This window comes from Chitinophaga eiseniae (assembly GCF_012641265.1).
GTDB classification, from domain to species: domain Bacteria; phylum Bacteroidota; class Bacteroidia; order Chitinophagales; family Chitinophagaceae; genus Chitinophaga; species Chitinophaga eiseniae_A.
Genome location: NZ_JABAHZ010000002.1, coordinates 1,053,455 through 1,069,535 on the forward strand (window position 1 = coordinate 1,053,455; position 16,081 = coordinate 1,069,535).

A 16,081-nucleotide genomic window follows, 5' to 3' on the forward strand; every position below is an offset into this window, starting at 1 on the left:
AAGCCAGTAAAAAGGCCTTAAGGACCAACGCCCTTAAAGCCTAACTTCTAAATTAACAATCAACAATTTTATTTGAAGGATATATTTCTCCATTCCCCCGAAGAACCATTGCCTACCCAATACCCCACCATGCCGGTTTTAAGGCTGCTAATCTGCGTAACGGATAAACATTTATTCCCGTTTACATAAGCCGTTATTTCGGGGAATTCAATGACGAGTTTAACATGAAACCAGTTGTCAGGGTTGGTAGCCGTGTCAATTTCATTTTCATATTTACCGGGATATTGGTCTCTTAAAGTAAACCAATCATATTTAGGGAGGGAAATGTATTGCACTGAATGCGCCCTTCTTCCCCGCTCCGGTACCTGGAAGTTAAATGGTCGAAAATAAACAGCATCATAAGTAGTATCATTTTGGCCATGAAATGCAAGACCTACAAAGCTTTGCTGCAACACATTCTTTCCTTTTACATCGAACTCTATAATACCGTTTGAAAATTCCTGCTGGCTGATCCATGCTACTCCCGGACCGTCCGCTTTATTGAGATGAATAACGGAATCTTTTATCAGCGAACGATTTACTAAACGGAGCTGTTGAGCAAAACAGGTACCGGTAAGCAATAAAAGACACGTTACAGCGATACTAAGATGACGATACATGATGATTAGGTTTACAGTTCTTTTTATAAAATCATGCCGTGAGAAGCCTTATTGATAATTAATCTATATTATAATTTATCTTTCATAATATGTCCGCCTGCGATACACTCGCTGTTCATCGCCGTACATCCGTTAAAAAAAAAAGCGGCATCCAATGATACCGCTCCGCTTTAAAAAAGGTTGGGGATTGTATTTTATTGCAATAATGCGCCGTTTAAAAGGCCTAACTGTGTTTCCGCCAGCTTGGCATTATAGCGCGCCTGGATTAAACGGTAGAATGAATCTTCTAGGCTCTGTTGTGCTATCTTCACCTCCAGGATAGTAGATACGCCTTGTTTAAAGCGTTCAAGCGCTACCATTGCATTTTCATGCGCCAGGTCATTGGTTTCTTCTTCCAGCACAACTTGCTTTTTATAGTATTCGTAGTCTTTGAATGCGTTGTTGAGTGACAGGTCTACCTGGGATTTTATATTATCCAGGGTGATGTTCTGGAAATCGAAATCAATCTTCGCATTTTGTACCTGTCTCTTTACATTAAACCCGTTGAAGATAGGTATGGCAGCGGTGAGCCCATAGTTGAAAACACCGTTACGGTTGAATTTCGGACTAAACGCATTGGAGGCTGCATTGGAAGTATTCCTGTTATAGTTGTAGCCTGAATTGAATGATATTACCGGGAAATAATCCGCGCGATGCTCTTTAATGGCGAGCGCCGATATATTCACATTTTGCTGTTGCACTTTTATCGCGGTATTATTATTAGCGATGTTTTGCTGCAACACGGAAAAGGACAAGCCACTATTCAGGGGAATAGAATCTATTACATCGTAACCGATAGCGCCGGCGGGAACAGCCATGAGTTGATTGAGCAACCCTTTACTTTCTTCTATCAGTGTTTGCTGGCGGAGATACAGTGCTTTTTGGGCATTCAGGTCCACCTTGGATTGCAGTAAGTCAGTTTTAGGAGCAAGACCAGTGCTGAATTTAGCATCAGATAATTTTACCCGTTCTTCTGAAATCGACATTTGTTCTGCCAATGCTTTCAGCTGTTGTTTCTGTTGTACAATGTTATAATAGCCATTAATAATGGTGGCAATGGAATTTTGTACCTGGTTTTTGATGGCCAGTTCTCCCAGGTCGCGGATGGATTGTAATTTATTGCGTGTAGCAAACATTTTCAAACCATCAAACAAGGTCCAGCTTAATGTTACGTTACCGCTGATATTATTGCCTCTGATGCCGCTGGTATCTCTCTTGGTACCATTTACGAATTCCTGTTTGGTGGCGGTACTATTCCAGGTGGTCCCGGCGGTGGCATTCAGGCGGGGCGCAAAGGCAAAGTTCGAGTAGGCGTAATCGTTAGCAGATAGTTCCGCAGTATTCCTGGCCAACCGGATATCAAAATTATTCTTGAGTGTCACATCAATGGCCTGCTCCAGCGTAAGTATCTGTTGCTGGGCCCTGAGGCCGGTGGCACTTATCAGGATCAGCAGTAAACATAAGTACTGCTTCTTTAGATTTATCATTATAAATAGCTTCATCTTGTTCATGCAATCAATAGCGTTTAGGCATGTGCTGAAGTGACTGGTACAACTGTCTCGTTTTCGTCTTCTTCCTCATCAGGGCGTTTATTGCCTCTGCGGGAGAAGAAAGTATACATCGCCGGGATAACATATAAGGTTAATACCAGTGAGAATACGATACCTCCCACAATCACAATCCCTAACGGGATACGGCTGGTGGCGGCAGCTCCCAGCGACATTGCAATGGGCAGCGCACCCAGTGCCATGGCCAGGCTCGTCATCAGGATGGGGCGTAATCGAAGCGAGGAGGCGTTGATAACGGCATCTGATTTTTTCATGCCGCTATCACGTTGGTGGTTGGCAAATTCTACAATGAGGATACCATTTTTCGTTACCAGGCCTATCAGCATGATTACGCCAATCTGTGAAAAGATATTCCAGGTTTGATTAAACAGCCATAGCGATAGCAGCGCCCCCGCAAATGCCAGTGGCACCGTGAGCATAATGATTAACGGATCTATCCAGCTTTCAAACTGGGCGGCAAGTACCAGGTAAATAAGCACCAGGGCCAAACCTAACGCAAACATGGTATTGGAGCCGCTTTCTGCATAATCGCGGGACGAGCCGGAAAGCGCGGTGTTGAACGAGTCGTTCAATATATTCTCCCGCTGTAGTTTATCATAAATCCGGTACATCTCTTTCAGGCCATCACCAATGGTTTTGCCGGGGGCAAGGCCAGCAGAAATGGTGGCCGATTTATAACGGTTAAAGTGATAAATAATAGGTGGACTGGTTTCTTCTTCAATACTCACCACATTGTCGAGCTGTATGGCTTCGCCCCGGGAATTACGCACATACAGGTTTTGCAGGTCCATTGGATCATCGCGATCTGCCCGGAATACCTGTCCCATTACCTGGTACTGTTTACCGTTCCTGATAAAATAACCGTAGCGGAGATTACTCAGCGCCAATTGCAGTGTTTGTGAAATATCCTGTACAGACACACCCAGCTGGGTGGCTTTATCGCGGTTGATATGAATGCGCAGTTCCGGTTTATTAAACTTCAGGTCTACGTCGGTGCCCTGGAACACCGGGCTGTTGCTTACTTCCTCCATAAACTTAGGAAGTACGGCTGTTAAGGTATCGAAGTTGATATGTTCGAGTACAAACGATACTGGCAGTCCGCTTCTGCGTCCTACCTGGATGGTTTGTTGCTCGATAGCAAACACTTTACCTTCCGGAAACCTGCTCATATTGCGGTTTACCAGGTTCACGATGTCTTTTTGCGAACGGTGGCGCTCTTGTGGTTCGGTGAGCACTACGTTGGCAAAGGCGGTATTTACCGCACCGGATCCGCTGAAGCCAGGGGAAGTAACGCTGAGAATGATTTTCTTTTCCGGGATAGAGTCGGCCATGAACTTGGTGAGCTTATCTACATAAGTGTCCATATAGTCATAGGCAGTACCTTCCGGCGTGGTGATGGAGAGGCGGAAAGTGCTGCGGTCTTCCAGCGGCGCCAGTTCTGATGGTAGTGTTTTAAACAGGAAATAGATCATCACCAGGCACGCGGCAATAATGAGTCCTGCCACCCAACGGATATGCATAAACGATTCCAGGGAACTTTTATAACCTTCTTCCATCCAGCGGAAGAACGGTTCTGTTTTGGTATAGAACCAGGAATGGGTATGCGTTTTACGACCCAGCTTTACGTTTAGTACGGGCGTTAGCGTAAGTGATACAAAGGCAGAGATAATTACCGCACCAGCCACCACGATGCCAAATTCACGGAATAATTGTCCCACAAATCCCTGGAGGAAGATAATCGGTAAGAATACAAAGGCCAGGGTGATAGACGTAGCAATTACCGCGAAGAAGATTTCTTCTGATCCTTCCCGTGCTGCGCGCATACGGGGCATGCCGGCTTCTATCTTTTTATAGATATTTTCCGTTACCACGATACCGTCATCCACCACCAGGCCGGTAGCGAGTACGATGGCCAGCAGGGTGAGGATGTTGATAGTAAACCCGCAGGCATACATGATGAAGAAGGCGCCGATAAGAGATACCGGGATATCTATCAATGGGCGGAGGGCCATGAGCCAGTCGCGGAAGAACAGGTATACGATGATAATTACCAGTACGAGGGCAATGATCAGGGTTTCTTCTACTTCATCGATCGATTTTTTGATGAAGCGGGTATTGTCCATGGCGATATTCACGGTGTAGTCGTCGGGAATATCTTTTTTCAGCTGGTTATACCGTTTATAGAATTCATCTGCGATGGCCACGTAGTTGGATCCGGGTTGAGGGATGAGTGCCAGTGCAATCATCGGGATACCGGATTCTTTCAGCATGGTTTCTTCGTTTTCCGGTCCCAGTACAGCCTGGCCAATGTCGCGGATACGTATTTCGCTGCCGTTAATATTTTTGATGATGAGGTTATTAAAGTCGTCTTCCGATACCAGTCGACCAAAGGTGCGCACGGTGAAGTCGGTGGCGTTACCGGCAATTTTACCGGAGGGCAGTTCCACGTTCTCGCGGGCCAGGGCAGCTTGTACGTCGCCAGGGGTGAGGCTATAGGACGACAATTTAGCCGGGTCCATCCAGATGCGCATGGCATAGCGTTTTTCTCCCCATATCTGGATGGCGCTCACGCCGGGAATGGTTTGGAGTTTTTCCAGGAGTACGTTGGTGCCATATTCCGTTACTTCCAATTGGTTGCGGGTATTGCTCTGCACTGTCATAGAGATGATAGCGTCGGAGTTGGCGTCTTGCTTGGATACTACCGGAGGGGCATCAATATCCGGGGGCAGGCTGCGGAGGGCCTGGGATACTTTGTCGCGCACATCGTTGGTAGCGCCTTCCAGGTCTTGTCCCAGTTCAAACTCCACGGTGATATTACTGCTTCCCTGGCTGCTGCTGGAAGATATATTTTTGATCCCTGCAATACCATTGATTTGTTTTTCCAGTGGTTCGGTGATCTGTGTTTCGATGATATCCGAGTTGGCGCCTGCATAGGAGGTGCGTACGTTAACGATAGGCGGGTCTATCGCCGGAAAGTCTCTCACGCCCAGGAAGGTAAAGCCCACCATTCCGAATATCACGATAATGATATTCATCACGATAGCAAATACCGGGCGTTTGAGTGATAAAGAAGGTAAACTCATGGCAAATATTTTCGGTGTTCTTTTTCCGTTGGCAGGTAATCGGGGGAGATAGGTTCCGCCGCGGGCCTGCTGCCGGATAAGAAAATGGTTACTGTATCTTATTATACTTCAGCGGCATACCTGGTTTCAGCTGGAGGATGCCGGTGGTGATAACGGTATCGCCGGCTTGCAGACCGTTGGTGATTTGTACGCTGCTTTCGGTACGGAGGCCTGTTTCCACGGTCACAAATTTGGCTTTGCCGCTATCTGCTACGATTACTTTTTTATCGCGGGTGCCTGGGATTACTGCCTGGGAGGGGATCATCATGGCATCCGGCATATTTTTGAGTATAATTTTTACTTTGGCGAAAGACCCCGGGAACAGTACTCCATTATTATTAGGAACGATGGCACGTAGTCTTACGGTGCGGGTGGTCAGGTCAATTTTCGGGTCTATAGCATAGATGCTGCCTTTATATTCATTATTGTCTCCTGCAACATAGAAATTTACCTGGTCGCCGTTTTTAATGGCGTTGCGGTATTTTTCGGCCACGGAGAAGTCCATTTTGAGTGGATCTATCTGTTGGAGGGTGGTGATAACGGTAGCAGAGGATACGATGGCGCCTTCGCTGACGTTGCGCAGACCCAGTTTGCCACTGAAGGGAGCGCGTAGCTCTGTTTTCTGCAGCTGGGTTTGGGTATAGTCCATGTCGGCCTGGTAGGCGCCTACCTGGTTGCGGGTTACGTCTACATCCTGTTGGCTGATACCATTTATTTTGAGCAGGTTTTCCTGGCGTTCCAGGGTGGTTTTAGCCAGTTGTTGCTGTAATTTCAGTTTCTGGAGTTGGGCTTTCAGGTCTTCATCATATAATTTAACCAGCATATCCCCTTTTTTCACGGGGGTACCTTCTTTAAAGTATAGGTGTATGATACGGCCGTTGATTTCCGGTTTCACTTCTACTTCTTCATTGCTTTGTAAGGTACCGCTTGCCTCAATGGCCTGGTCGAGTTTGGATATTTTCACCACCCAGGCGTCGGTGAGCAATGACCTGGCACCGGCGGCTCCTTTAGCGGAAGCTGCGGTTGGGTCGGCAGCAGCCTTGTTGCCCGCAATTTTCTTATAAACGAAGAAGATGACGATGCCAGCTGCAGCCAGTAAAAGGATGGAGCGAACGGTCTTTTTGGTGATGGCCATATCTTTTTATATGTGTTTTAGCAGCGTTTAGCTGTTGATCTATAGCTTAATATTAATGGCGAGCGGTGACTTTTAGCTACCGTATAGTATTCCACGGTGGGGAAGTCTCTCACAAGCCGGACAAATTTAAGCATTGAGGGGGCTGAATGCACCCGGCAACTGTTAATTAGCGTTAAGGGTTTAGATAAGTGGCTAAAAAGGCGGTTGAGTGGAGATATTTAAAGATTTACAGATTTTGGTGAAGGGGGATTGTCTTATTTGTCCTTAAAAAGGCGACTTTTGTGTGGAAATATGCAAATCTGTAAACATACCAGTATCAAAAATATATAAATTCTTTTATTAACAAAGCTATGAATATGTTTACTGTACTGAGTTTGGCGGGATTGCGCTGTTTGAATGACCTTTAAAATTCGGGCTATCTGTTGGCAATTCAATAAAAATTATATTTTTGCAGTCAAGTTTTAAACCAAAAACACTTAAAATTATGTCAGACATTGCATCAAGAGTTAAAAAGATCATCATTGACAAATTGGGCGTTGACGAAGCCGAGGTAACTCCTGAAGCCTCCTTCACCAACGACTTAGGCGCTGACTCTTTGGATACGGTAGAACTGATTATGGAATTCGAAAAAGAATTCAACATCTCCATTCCTGACGAACAAGCTGAAACTATTACTACTGTTGGCCAGGCAGTTGCTTACCTGGAAGAACATGTAAAATAATCCTACTAATCAGAATTGTTTTAATGCAACCAAGACGAGTTGTCGTTACAGGTTTAGGCGCTCTTACACCGCTCGGCAATTCCGTGGCTGATTTTTGGCACGGATTGACGAACGGTGTATCCGGCGCAGATTTTATCAAGCAATTTGACGCTTCCAAGTTCAAAACCCGTTTTGCTTGCGAACTGAAGAATTTTGATCCTGCTAACTATCTGGATAAGAAGGAGGCCCGTAAGATGGACCCCTTTACACAAACGGCCGTTATTGCCGCAGATCAGGCGATACTGGACGCCAATATCAACAAAGACAAGATCAATGCTGATCGGGTGGGTGTGATATGGGGGACCGGTGTAGGTGGTATGATCAACTTTAGCCATGAGCTGCGGGAATTCCATACAGGGGACGGTACACCCCGTTTTAGTCCATTCTTGATTCCGAGGCTTATACTGGATATCGCGGCGGGGTATATTTCTATCCGCCATGGTTTCAGAGGGCCTAATTTTTCTGTTGTATCTGCCTGTGCATCTGCTACTAATGCTATTATAGAAGCAATGTACAGCATCCGTTACGGTAAAACTGATATGGTTATTACCGGAGGATCAGAAAATGTAATCAACGAGCCTTGCGTAGGTGGCTTTAATGCCATGAAGGCTTTATCTGAAAGAAACGACGATCCTAAAACTGCTTCCCGTCCCTTTGATCTCGACCGCGATGGTTTTGTTATGGGAGAAGGAGCAGGAGCCCTGGTACTGGAGTCATTAGAACATGCCCAGGAAAGAGGCGCCAGGATATATGCAGAACTGGCAGGCGGCGGCGCTACTGCAGACGCATACCATATCACTGCTCCACATCCGGAAGGATTAGGCGCTTTGAATGTAATGCGCAATGCATTGGCAGATGCCGGGATGCAGCCAGGCGAAATCGATTATATCAACGTTCACGGTACTTCCACCCCATTGGGAGATATTGCCGAAGTAAAAGCCATCCAGCGGGTTTTTGAAGAGCATGCCTATAAAATGAATATCAGCTCCACAAAATCCATGACAGGTCACTTACTCGGAGCCGCCGGCGCCGTTGAATCTATAGCCGTAATTATGTCTATCATCGATAGCATAGTTCCTCCTACGATCAACCACTTTACTGACGACCCGCAGTTAGATCCGAAACTGAATTTTACTTTTAATATCGCACAGAGGAGAGAAGTAAACGCCGCATTATCCAATACCTTTGGTTTTGGTGGACATAATGCCTCCGTTATTTTCAAAAAATTTGTTCCTTGATCTTGATTGTGTGAATTTACTGCCAGGTTTTTTATATCGACTTGTTTCCAAAAAACGGCACTTATATAAAGAGCTGCACAACCTGCTGGGATTTCCCCCCGGTAATTTTGCCCTCTATGAAGTGGCCCTGAGCCATCGTTCCAGTAAAGAAAAATTCCTGGAAAGCAACGAAAGGCTGGAATACCTCGGTGACGCCATTCTCGGCGCTATCGTAGGAGACTACCTCTTTAAAAAATATCCCTACAAAACAGAAGGGTACTTAACAGAGATGCGCTCCAAGATCGTTAACCGGCAACAGTTAAATGACATCGCCATCAAGATGGGATTGCGCAAGCTCACCATCTACGACAAATACAACAGCTTTCTCAAAATCAGCCAGATATTTGGAAATACCCTGGAAGCCCTGGTAGGAGCTGTTTACCTGGATCGTGGGTATAACAAAACCCAACAGTTCGTACACAAACGGATTATCCTGCCCTACATCGATATGGAACTGCTGGAAACCGTGGAAATGAACCATAAAAACAAACTATACGGCTGGGCCAACAAAAATGGGAAAAGCCTCGAGTTTGAATTACTCGAGGAACAAATGGATAATGGCCGCCGCATTTTTACTGTTGGCGCCGTGGTAGATGGAGAACTGATCTGCAGCGGAAAAGCCTTCAATAAAAAAGATGCCAGCCAGATTGCTGCCCAGCAAGCCATTATACAACTGGGACTTGGCGATTAATTCCTCTCCCCTTCTTATGCTACTAACGACTTACGGGATGCCTTAATATCGTTTTCAGTTTTTCCGGCGCTGTTTTCCGGAAATCGGAAAGATAAATTTCATGGTGCCGCCCATTCATCTTCAATCCATGCTGGTGCATAAAATCATCCATCTTTTTCAAAGAGGCTGGTTCCTCGCTGTAAGCCCCCGTGTGTAGCAATTGTACACAAAGTCCTTCAGCTATTTCTTTATAATCAACTTTGCGGATTTCGGAAGATTTCTTCTTTTTCTCAGCTCCTAACAACGCTTCGGAGAACTGCTGGCGGGTAATTTCATCAGGAATCCGGATAGCCAGTTCATAATGCCATTGATCCCTCGGTACTTTTAAGGGATCTGTGGTTACATCGTCTACCCACCAGAAGCCTTCCAGCTTGCTGACGGTGAAGTCGTGCCCTTTTTGTTTGCTGTTGAACTTTATACCGTATGCCACCGAATATAATGCGGCGGTAGCATCGGCAAACCCGGCGCCGTTGGGGTCGCCCTGGCCAGTGATGGTTAGAAAAAGCCCTTTTTCCATGGTGGCCAGGGCCGGTTCACTGGTAGCAGTGTAGTACTGTTTAAAAGTTTTGGTTAAATCCTGTTTCATTGTCATGAGATATTGGTCAAGTATAAATGATGTGATGAGCAGCCATCCCAGCCAGGTATATCGTTTCATGGGAGTAAAAATTAGGGGGCCATATATCCCCGGAAAGTGGCTGTAGTCTGCTTCCCGGGGTATGGCTGTTGCTATACTATCCCGATTTGTACGTTGGTAATGTTTTGTGCGGGTTGTTCGAAATTGTAGCGGAGGTACTGTTCGCGGGTATACCCGGTCATTGGTGTTCCCAGCATTTGTAAGCCGTTGATCAGCTCTCCGTAAGTGTTGCCCAGTTGTTCCCAGGCGCCATGATGCTGCAGGCTTACGCAGCGGAATGGCGGAATAGTTTCGCATACCCAGGGAGCCGGTACTGGTTGAACACCCGTAACGGGCAGGCCAATATCGAGGGTGAATACTGTATCCGGCTGTCCATCGAAATTGTGGTAGTGCCATTGCGCGCCGCCACATACTTCCAGTCCCGACGTAATCGCTGCTTCATATACCGTTTTGATGGCGGTACGCACCAGCTGCATCATGCCGGCTAAGTTGGTCTGGTAGCGACGATAGAAGAAATGGAAGGACGAAGCGGTTTCCATCTCCAGGGTATTATTACCGGCGTCAAAGAAGCCGAACCAAAATTTTAGTTGTTCCTTTTCCAGTAAATCAAAGTGGTTGAAAATAGCCTTTGCAAAAGCCACCATGGCGGTACCCGGGGCGGTAATGATTTGTCCGCCATCTACAGCCGCGCTTTGCTGATAGCTGGCTTGCCCTTTATAAGCCGGCGCCAGCATCTTCAATACTTCCGGGTGATTGCTGGTATGGGGGATGTTGTCGAGAAAGCCATGTTGGGCCAATAGCGCTGTGGCGCCGCAGATGGCGGCCACTGTTTTTTGTTGTGCCAGTAGTTGTTGTACCAGTGGCAACACTTCCGTATTGGCGCCTTGTTCCATGGGCGCGCCACCCGGCAGGATAAGCAGGTCAATATCAGCTGCTATGGCTTGTTCCAGGCTGCATTGTGGCTGCACCGGCAGTTTGCCTCCCGAGGTAACCACCTCGCCGGTCAATGAAAAGGTTACCAGGTTAATATCTGTAAAGCAGCCAATGCCATACATGGTAAGGGCAGGTTCCCAATCGGAATAGCCATCGAAAAGAAATACATAACAATTGGTCAGCTTCTTCATATAGTATTGTGTTTAATGACAATACAAAGCAAAGAAGGGCTGGTGACAACCTTATGTCAGTAGTTATACCGGGTTTAAAAATAATGTTGATGGAGTTCTGCTACAAGGGTTGCCGTAGCGGTTTTCAACTCCAGCGGTTCCAATACAGTTACCTGGTTGCCAAACATGACCAGCCAGCGGGAGAAGTAGCCCAGGGAGCCGGTGAGGAAGGTTAATTCAGTGAAATCGCCTTTTACCGTTTCTTCCATCAGTCCAAAATAGTATTTCTGATCACGGATATGCCGCATGACGTCATTGTTGAAGCGAAGTTTTACCAGGTGGGCTTCCTGCTTATGATTACTATGTTGCTGCTCCAGGTAGCCCTGTAACGAGGGGTGTTTCCCTTTTTCATAGTGGCTATTGAGCAGGCTGAGTTTACGGATGCGGTCTAACCGGAAGTCGCGGTATCCCTGCCGGAGCCGGCAAAAGGCGATCAGGTGCCATTTATGGCTCATATGAAAAATGCCGATGGGTTCTACCTCCCGGCGGGTGGCCACCTCGTCCTGGATGGAAAAGTATTCCATATTAATCACCTGGTTCAGACCGAGCGCCTGCTGGATATCGGACAAAAAGCGGTTGGGGAACTCGTCCCCGTCTACATTGACCAAAGAACCAGGCTGGTAGCGGAGTACGGCTATATTTTCGTCCAGCGACTCCAGGTAGTCTTTTTCCGATCCCCGGAGTACGGAACGTATCTTTTCCATGGCCAGGCTAAACTGCTTTTTGTTGCTGTGGTCGCTAAATTGTTCCATCAGCTTCTCCCCGGTCAGCAGGGCGGCGGCTTCTTCTTTGGAGAACATCACGGGGGGCAGATGGTACCCGTCCACAATATAGTAGCCGGTACCGGCTTCCGCGCCAATGGGCACACCGGCCTCCTGAAGGGCCTTTACATCTCTGTATACTGTTCTCAGGCTGATATTGAAACGGTCAGCTATTTCCGCTGCTTTTACTATTTTTTTCCCTTGTAATTGGATCAGAATGGCAGTTAGACGGTCGATGCGGTTCATGGAAGCGGTAAGTTGTGGCTACGAATTTCGGTCGCCCAAAATTATTTTTAGAAAATTTTTTAAACCGGTTAAACTTTATTGAAAGTTAACGGTCTTAAATATACAACACCTCCCGATGAAGGCGTGAAAGCGAGAAAATGACACAGGCGAGTTTCGGGAGATATCAATTCAATGCTACAGTACAGAATATAGGTTAAATGGTAAGTCCCTGCAATTTCTTGCGGGGACCTGTTTTTTTAGGACCATTGTGCACGCAGAGAAGCGAAGTTGCAAAGATTTTTAATAATTGCAGCGTTCGCTTAGTAGCTCATCTCATTTAACTTAACCTTACCCCTGAAAGTCCAGAACAGGAAAGTAGTATATCCAACCACCATGGGGGTGCCTATTGCGGCGATCAACAGCATAATTTTCAACGATTTTACAGAAGAAGCAGCGGCATAGATGCTGATGCTATAAGCCGGATCGGTGGTAGATATCACGATGTTAGGGTATAATCCAACGGCAAACAGGATCAGCAGACAAGCGGTAATGATACAGGAATACGCAAAAGCGGTATAATATTTACGGGCATCTACATTTCTCTTAATATTCAACACTATCAGCACCGCCAGCATAGGCAGCAGAAATAAGCTGGGATGTGATTTAAACTGATGCGTCATATGAGGCACATAAATCAGGGTAGCCATCGACGTTAGAATGAAACAGAGTATAAAGAATTTACTACAGTTGTTAACAATGATTGTGAGCCGGGTATAAAGCCTGTTTTCCGTTTTCATCACCAGGTAAATAGACCCGTGAAGCATGAACAACGACAAGGTGGTGAATGCAATCAGTATCGCATAAGGGTTGAAGAAAGTAAGCAGGTTGCCGGTAAACTCATGGTCTTTATTCATGGGCAGGCCATGTATCAGGTTGCCCAGCACCAATCCCAGCAAGAGCGTAATCCCCGTACTGGACACCGTATAGCTGATATCCCACATTTTGCGCCACCATAGCCAGGGTTCTTTACTTCTGAATTCGATGGAAATAGCACGGAAAATAAGTGCTACCAGGAACAGCATAAAGGGTATATAAAAGGTAGATAATAATACGCCATATACCAGCGGGAAGCCCGCAAACAGCGCCCCTCCTGCTATCACCAGCCATACCTCGTTACCATCCCATACCGGGCCTATCGCGTTCAACACCAGGCGGCGACTTTCTTCTTTCTTAAAAAATAAGTGTAAAGCGCCTGCTCCGAGGTCAAAACCATCTAAAACGCCGTACCCGGTAATCAATCCTCCAATCACTAAAAACCACCAGGTAGGTAAATCCAATCCGAGTATTGTTTCCATACAATTATAATTTAGTAGGGTGGTAAGTAATATTATCGTGGTAATAGCCATCGTATTCTATTTCCGCATTTTCGGAGATATCGGGCCCATGCTGTATTTTCCTGGTCAGCAAATAGATGAAAAGGGTAAACAACAGCACATATACCAACGTAAATAAGATCAGGGAAAACATGACCTGGTCGGCTGTTACCTTGCGGGATAAAGCATCCGAGGTACGGAGCAGTTTGTATACTACCCAGGGTTGACGGCCTACTTCCGCCGCATACCATCCTACCTGGTTGGCTATTTGCGGTAACAATACGGCCCAGGCAAAAATGACCATCAGCCAGCGTTGCTGGAAGAGTTTCTTTTTCCATAGCAGGAAAACAGCCAGCAGTGTAAGTCCTATAAGCGTGATACCGATGGTGATCATCATATGGTACATCTGGAAAACAAAATTCACGGCGCCGGGCCTGTCTTCTTTGGGCGTAGCGCGCAAACCTTCCACCGGTGCGGAAAAGCTGCCATGCGTGAGGAAAGAAAGTCCGCCGGGAATTTTGATACCGGTAGTTTGCTCATTTTTATTATCTACCCATCCCACAATATACATAGGCGCTACCGCGGAACTATCGTAATGCCCTTCCATGGCCGCCAGCTTAGCACGTTGGTATTTGCTGACATAATGCGCAGAACGATGACCCGTGAAAAGCTGCAGCAGCGCGGCAATCACCGCTACGCTCAAACCCACTTTAAACATGGCCTGCGCGTGGGTAACAGCACGCTGTTTTAATATATACCAGGCGCCCACACTCATCACGAGAAAGGACCCTGCGAGGAAAGCGCCTATAATTACATGCGAAAAACGGTCTACAGAAGAAGGATTTAACACCATGACCCAGAAGTCGGTCACCACCGCACGGGCGCCCAGGTCGTGGCCTTCGATGCGAAAGCCAGCCGGTGTTTGTTGCCAGGAGTTGGCAATCACAATCCACAGTGCTGAAAAGATAGAACCCAGCGCCACCATACAGGTCGAAAAATAATGGACGCCTTTATGTACCCGGTTCCATCCGAAAAGTAATACCCCCAGGAAGGCCGATTCCATCGCAAAGGCGAAGATCCCTTCCGCCGCCAGGGCGCTACCAAAAATATCGCCCACATAATGGGAGTAAGTAGCCCAGTTAGTACCAAACTCAAACTCCATCACAATACCGGTAGCCACGCCAATACCAAAAATCAATGCAAATATCTTGATCCAGAAGCGGGTAATATCTTTATATACCGCTAAACCTGTTTTGAGATAAAGTCCTTCCATGATCACCAAACATAGCCCCAGCCCTATGCTCAGCGGAGGATAGATGTAGTGAAAGGCAATGGTAAAAGCAAACTGTATCCTGGATAGTATTTCTACGGATGGCATAATCTTGAATTATTGATGCAAAGGTAGCAGGTGAAGATATCCATGAAACTGATGTTTGTCATGTATTGATAAAAATATAATGTTATGATCACCTTAACAAGGAAATAACCTGTTTATCGCCCCGTTTTTACTATCTTGAAACAATAATTTTAGTGTAATGGTTTACTTGATATAACGTCCTGCCGTAGTGCAGGACGTTTATATGTATGGATCAGGCATTCATGTCAATGACTACCTTCCCGAAATAATTACCGCTGCCCATATGCCGGAATGCTTCCTGGACTTCACTTACAGGGAATATACGATCTATTACCGGGTGAATATTGTTTAAAGCTACGGCGGCTGCAAGCGCTTCGAAACTTTGTACGCTACCCACAGAGTAACCCTGTAACCGGATATAGTTACCTACTATGGTAAACAAATCCAGCGGGAGTTGCGCGCCGGCAATAAATCCTACCAGGCCTACAAAGCCGTTGTAGCCTGCTGATTTCACAGAATTGACGATGGTGGCGGCGCCGGCAATATCGAGTGTAGCGTGTACCCCCTCGCCGTTAGTAAGCCGGCTTACTTCTTCATGCCAGTTGGGATGTTGTTTATAGTCGATAACTTCATGGGCGCCTAATTGTTTCAATTTTTCCAGTTTAGCGGGATTACTGCTGGTGGCTATTACGCGGGCACCCGCTGCCAGTGCTATTTGCAAGGCAAAAAGGGAAACGCCGCCAGTGCCCTGTGTGAGCACAGTTTGACCCGGCTGAATGTTAGCATAACTCATCAGTCCTGTCCAGGCAGTAACACCTGCTACCGGCAACGTAGCTGCTTCTGCACTGGTTAAATTAGCAGGTGTGCGTACCAGCGCATATTCAGGGATAACGGCATACTCCGCGAGTAATCCTGGTGTACTAACACCTGTTCTGATATGATTGGTAGCCGGTGTAGCCAAACCACGCTGCCACAGCTGGTTATATTGTATCATGACCCGGTCGCCTGGTTGCCATTTGCTCACCTTATCGCCAACGGCAGCAACGATGCCGGCGCCATCGGAAGTAGGAATGCGGGGCAGCGGCAGCTCTTTACTATAAGTACCGGTCGCCAGCGCCACATCGAGATAGTTGAGCGCCACGGCTTCTATTTTTACCAATACTTCGTTGGCAGCAGGTGTAGGTGTGGGAAGATCAGTAAGTTGTAAACTTTCGAGTCCGAATGCTATTTGTTGGATCGCTTTCATGAGAATAATTTTTCTTCCACAAAATTGAGGGT

At 46.6% G+C, this 16,081-nt stretch carries 13 protein-coding genes; 3 read left to right on the plus strand and 10 right to left on the minus strand.

Annotated elements, in window-relative coordinates:
• Positions 1-68: 68 nt before the first annotated feature.
• From HGH91_RS11975 to HGH91_RS11990, 4 genes are all read right to left on the minus strand, one after another.
• The gene (locus HGH91_RS11975; RefSeq protein WP_168738660.1) at positions 69-659 is read right to left on the minus strand and encodes a family 16 glycoside hydrolase; all 591 of its coding nucleotides are present in this window, start codon (positions 657-659) and stop codon (positions 69-71) included.
• Positions 660-853: 194 nt separating this feature from the next.
• A complete protein-coding gene (locus HGH91_RS11980; RefSeq protein WP_168738661.1) occupies positions 854-2,185 on the minus strand; it encodes a TolC family protein in 1,332 nt (443 codons plus the stop codon).
• A 38-nt stretch (positions 2,186-2,223) separates the two neighbouring features.
• A complete protein-coding gene (locus tag HGH91_RS11985) occupies positions 2,224-5,349 on the minus strand; it encodes an efflux RND transporter permease subunit (RefSeq protein ID WP_168738662.1) in 3,126 nt (1,041 codons plus the stop codon).
• Between the two features lie 88 nt (positions 5,350-5,437).
• Positions 5,438-6,523 carry an efflux RND transporter periplasmic adaptor subunit gene (locus HGH91_RS11990; RefSeq protein WP_168738663.1) on the minus strand — a complete coding sequence of 362 codons (1,086 nt, stop codon included), beginning with the start codon at positions 6,521-6,523 and terminating at the stop codon, positions 5,438-5,440.
• A gap of 484 nt (positions 6,524-7,007) precedes the next feature.
• Between HGH91_RS11990 and HGH91_RS11995 the strand changes: the two genes are divergently transcribed.
• The 3 genes from HGH91_RS11995 to rnc are packed head-to-tail and all read left to right on the plus strand — an operon-like array spanning position 7,008 to position 9,251.
• Complete coding sequence (locus tag HGH91_RS11995; protein WP_012788038.1) at positions 7,008-7,244, plus strand: acyl carrier protein; 237 nt, start codon at positions 7,008-7,010, stop codon at positions 7,242-7,244.
• Positions 7,245-7,267: 23 nt separating this feature from the next.
• The gene (gene fabF / locus HGH91_RS12000; protein WP_145663216.1) at positions 7,268-8,521 is read left to right on the plus strand and encodes a beta-ketoacyl-ACP synthase II; all 1,254 of its coding nucleotides are present in this window, start codon (positions 7,268-7,270) and stop codon (positions 8,519-8,521) included.
• A gap of 10 nt (positions 8,522-8,531) precedes the next feature.
• Positions 8,532-9,251 (plus strand): ribonuclease III, encoded by a 720-nt coding sequence (gene rnc, locus HGH91_RS12005; protein WP_317166155.1) that lies wholly within the window; start codon positions 8,532-8,534, stop codon positions 9,249-9,251.
• 22 nt (positions 9,252-9,273) lie between these two features.
• Here the strand turns inward: rnc and HGH91_RS12010 are convergent, their stop codons facing one another.
• The 6 genes from HGH91_RS12010 to HGH91_RS12035 form a co-directional block, all read right to left on the minus strand.
• The gene (locus HGH91_RS12010; protein ID WP_247651716.1) at positions 9,274-9,945 is read right to left on the minus strand and encodes a GyrI-like domain-containing protein; all 672 of its coding nucleotides are present in this window, start codon (positions 9,943-9,945) and stop codon (positions 9,274-9,276) included.
• Positions 9,946-10,016: 71 nt separating this feature from the next.
• Positions 10,017-11,048, minus strand: a complete 1,032-nt coding sequence (locus tag HGH91_RS12015) for a DJ-1/PfpI family protein (protein WP_168738664.1) — start codon at positions 11,046-11,048, stop codon at positions 10,017-10,019.
• A 74-nt stretch (positions 11,049-11,122) separates the two neighbouring features.
• Complete coding sequence (locus tag HGH91_RS12020; RefSeq protein ID WP_168738665.1) at positions 11,123-12,094, minus strand: helix-turn-helix transcriptional regulator; 972 nt, start codon at positions 12,092-12,094, stop codon at positions 11,123-11,125.
• Positions 12,095-12,393: 299 nt separating this feature from the next.
• A complete protein-coding gene (gene cydB, locus HGH91_RS12025) occupies positions 12,394-13,428 on the minus strand; it encodes a cytochrome d ubiquinol oxidase subunit II (RefSeq protein ID WP_168738666.1) in 1,035 nt (344 codons plus the stop codon).
• 4 nt (positions 13,429-13,432) lie between these two features.
• Entirely contained in the window at positions 13,433-14,824 is a 1,392-nt protein-coding gene (locus tag HGH91_RS12030; RefSeq protein WP_168738667.1) for a cytochrome ubiquinol oxidase subunit I, read from the minus strand.
• Positions 14,825-15,035: 211 nt separating this feature from the next.
• Complete coding sequence (locus HGH91_RS12035) at positions 15,036-16,049, minus strand: zinc-dependent alcohol dehydrogenase family protein (protein WP_168738668.1); 1,014 nt, start codon at positions 16,047-16,049, stop codon at positions 15,036-15,038.
• Positions 16,050-16,081 lie beyond the last annotated feature (32 nt).

Coding starts and splice junctions, on each gene's coding strand:
- HGH91_RS12030 (WP_168738667.1), bottom strand. CDS start 14,824: ATGCCATCCGTAGAAATACTATCCAGGATACAGTTTGCTTTTACCATT.
- HGH91_RS12010 (WP_247651716.1), bottom strand. CDS start 9,945: ATGAAACGATATACCTGGCTGGGATGGCTGCTCATCACATCATTTATA.
- HGH91_RS12015 (WP_168738664.1), bottom strand. CDS start 11,048: ATGAAGAAGCTGACCAATTGTTATGTATTTCTTTTCGATGGCTATTCC.
- HGH91_RS11975 (WP_168738660.1), bottom strand. CDS start 659: ATGTATCGTCATCTTAGTATCGCTGTAACGTGTCTTTTATTGCTTACC.
- HGH91_RS11985 (WP_168738662.1), bottom strand. CDS start 5,349: ATGAGTTTACCTTCTTTATCACTCAAACGCCCGGTATTTGCTATCGTG.
- HGH91_RS12035 (WP_168738668.1), bottom strand. CDS start 16,049: ATGAAAGCGATCCAACAAATAGCATTCGGACTCGAAAGTTTACAACTT.
- fabF (WP_145663216.1), top strand. CDS start 7,268: ATGCAACCAAGACGAGTTGTCGTTACAGGTTTAGGCGCTCTTACACCG.
- HGH91_RS12020 (WP_168738665.1), bottom strand. CDS start 12,094: ATGAACCGCATCGACCGTCTAACTGCCATTCTGATCCAATTACAAGGG.
- cydB (WP_168738666.1), bottom strand. CDS start 13,428: ATGGAAACAATACTCGGATTGGATTTACCTACCTGGTGGTTTTTAGTG.
- HGH91_RS11980 (WP_168738661.1), bottom strand. CDS start 2,185: ATGATAAATCTAAAGAAGCAGTACTTATGTTTACTGCTGATCCTGATA.
- HGH91_RS11995 (WP_012788038.1), top strand. CDS start 7,008: ATGTCAGACATTGCATCAAGAGTTAAAAAGATCATCATTGACAAATTG.
- HGH91_RS11990 (WP_168738663.1), bottom strand. CDS start 6,523: ATGGCCATCACCAAAAAGACCGTTCGCTCCATCCTTTTACTGGCTGCA.